The organism is Staphylococcus sp. 231237_7MaSpsaltlick, assembly GCF_043107035.1.
In genome coordinates, this window is record NZ_JBICNX010000096.1 from 1 (window position 1) to 1971 (window position 1971).

The 1971-nt window shown below is 31.5% G+C and carries 3 protein-coding genes; all 3 read right to left on the minus strand.

The window, feature by feature from the left end:
* Positions 1-71 precede the first annotated feature (71 nt).
* Positions 72-839, minus strand: coding sequence for a tyrosine-protein phosphatase (locus ACF91D_RS30000; RefSeq protein ID WP_392438374.1), 768 nt, complete (start codon positions 837-839; stop codon positions 72-74).
* 2 nt (positions 840-841) lie between these two features.
* Complete coding sequence (locus ACF91D_RS30005; RefSeq protein WP_325962928.1) at positions 842-1528, minus strand: polysaccharide biosynthesis tyrosine autokinase; 687 nt, start codon at positions 1526-1528, stop codon at positions 842-844.
* Between the two features lie 14 nt (positions 1529-1542).
* On the minus strand, positions 1543-1971 hold a 429-nt coding region (locus tag ACF91D_RS30010; protein ID WP_392438376.1), incomplete at its 5' end, for a YveK family protein.

Here is a 1971-nt window from a genome sequence, read left to right on the forward strand (position 1 = left end):
ATAATAATCAGTAAAAAAAAACGTAATCGCGCAGAAATTCTCACCACTTTTAATCCCCTCATTCACTTTTTCTATAAAAATCCAAACCATTTTTTCTGCTTATAGTCTTGTGTTGGCATTTGTTTGGAAATTCTTTCATTATTAATAACCGCTTTCCCATTTTCTAAATAAGTTTTTAATTCTTCATAATAAGTTTTTATTTTTCTCTCTTTATATAACTGTTGCATTACAAATGGACGTTTAGTCGCACTGTGCGCGTCCGAGGCAATAAAATGAGTTAAATGATTATCCATCATTTTTAATGATATACGTCTTACTTTACTCCCAAAATCTCCCAAAATTGAGGAGGTAGTAATTTGACTTAATGCGCCACCATTGATTAACTCAAAGAGTATATCCAAATTCTCTGTAATTGCTTTATTACGTTCCGGATGAGCAATAATAGGTATATATCCCATAGTCTGTAATTCATAAAATAGTTGTTTGCTATAATTTGGAACTTCACTGCTAGGAAATTCTAACAGTAAATATCTTGAATTATTGATTCCCTCGATATTACCGTTTTGGATATCGTTAATAATTCGATCGCTTACTCTAATTTCTTGTCCTGCATAAAAATTCAATCCTAATTGCTTAATTTCTTCCTTTTCACTTAAATCTTTCAATTTTTCTTTTACTCTTTGAATATCATTGCTATATCTCGGATGTAGATGGTGCGGTGTCGCTACAATATCTATGACACCTTCACTTTTAGCTTGTTTGAGCAATTCAATAGCTGCACTAAAATTTTGTGGCCCATCATCTGCATCAACTATTATGTGATTATGTATATCAATCATATTTACTCATCTCCATAATAGTAATAATAACTTGACGATTTATCTATCGACATTTTATTTAAGATTGCACCTAATACTTTCCCTCCAGATTTAGTAATCAAATTTTTCGCTTTTTTAACTTCATATTTATTATTTTCGTCTACATCAATGACAAGTGCGCAATTTTTAATCGTTTGTGCGTATATTTGTGCATCTGTGACAGTATTAATTGGTGGCGTATCAACGACGATAAAATCGTAGTGTCTCAATAGTTCATTATAAATTTCATTAAATTGATTCGATGCAACCAATTCTGAAGGGTTCGGAGGCGTCGGCCCTGCAGTTAATATCGCTAAATTATCAACCTTTGTTTCTTTTATTGATTCACTATACGTCTTTTTACCAATGATTAGATTCGACAGACCGCTATGATTTGGTAAGTCAAAAATATAATGTTGCGTTGGCTTCCTCATATCTCCATCAATAATTAATGTTTTATATCCTGCTTGCGCATACGTGACAGCTAAATTAGCTGAAATAGTACTCTTACCTGATTTTGGTTTTTCAGAAGTTACTAATAAACTATTAACTTCTTGCTCAGCATTTGAAAACATAATGTTTGAGCGAATTCCTCGAAATTTCTCACTTATTGTTGCTTTAGGTTTGTCATGTACATATAAAGGGGAAATAATTCTTTTTTTATTTGCCAATATCATATACCTCCTTAGTTAAATTTTTGTATAGAACCTAGTACAGGAATATCAAGCTCATTTTCAACATCTTCTTCTGATTTTATTCGTTTATCAAACACTTCTTTAATAAAAATAATAAGTAGTGCTATTCCCAAACCAATGATTACTCCCATTATTAAATTGATCATTGTTTTTGGTGCAACTTGTACCGTTGTATTATCTGCAGTTGATAAAATTGATACATTATCCACATTCATTATGTCTGGAACTTCATCGCTAAATACTTCAGCAATTTTGTTTGCAATCGTTTCTGCGTTTTCCTCACTTTTGCTTTCAACATCAATATTTAACAATTGCGATTCTGCTTGATTGCTCACGGTTAACATTTCTGAAAGTTCTGTAGAAGTATACTTTCTATTCAATTCTTTTGAAACTTTGTCTAATATACGAGGGCTTTTAAC